The sequence below is a fragment of the Stenotrophomonas sp. SrG genome (assembly GCF_050031795.1).
GTDB lineage: Bacteria > Pseudomonadota > Gammaproteobacteria > Xanthomonadales > Xanthomonadaceae > Stenotrophomonas > Stenotrophomonas rhizophila_A.
Genome location: NZ_JBNBBE010001588.1, coordinates 1 through 232, shown reverse-complemented (window position 1 = coordinate 232; position 232 = coordinate 1). Strand labels below are relative to the sequence as shown.

General features: G+C 74.6%; 1 pseudogene. It reads right to left on the bottom strand.

Annotated elements, in window-relative coordinates:
* Window positions 1-67 precede the first annotated feature (67 nt).
* Window positions 68-232: pseudogene (locus tag ACQG3P_RS24725) on the bottom strand (bifunctional hydroxymethylpyrimidine kinase/phosphomethylpyrimidine kinase); the annotation flags it as partial.

The window sequence follows — 232 nt, the reverse complement described above, 5'->3', positions numbered from 1 at the left end:
GGCACGCGCCCGATCAGTTCGACGCGCTGGCCATCGTCGCTCTGGACCGGGCCCGCCCGCGCGCGCGTCATGCCGGCCGCGCCGCGCCGACGTGATCCAGCACCAGCCCTTCGCTGCGGCCGGGCGTGTAGCCGCCCTGCAGGCCACGCGCGACGTAATCGTTGGCGGCTTCGCAGGCGTTGGGCAGCGACTACCCGCAGCACAGCTGCGCGGCGATCGCCGAGGCATGCGT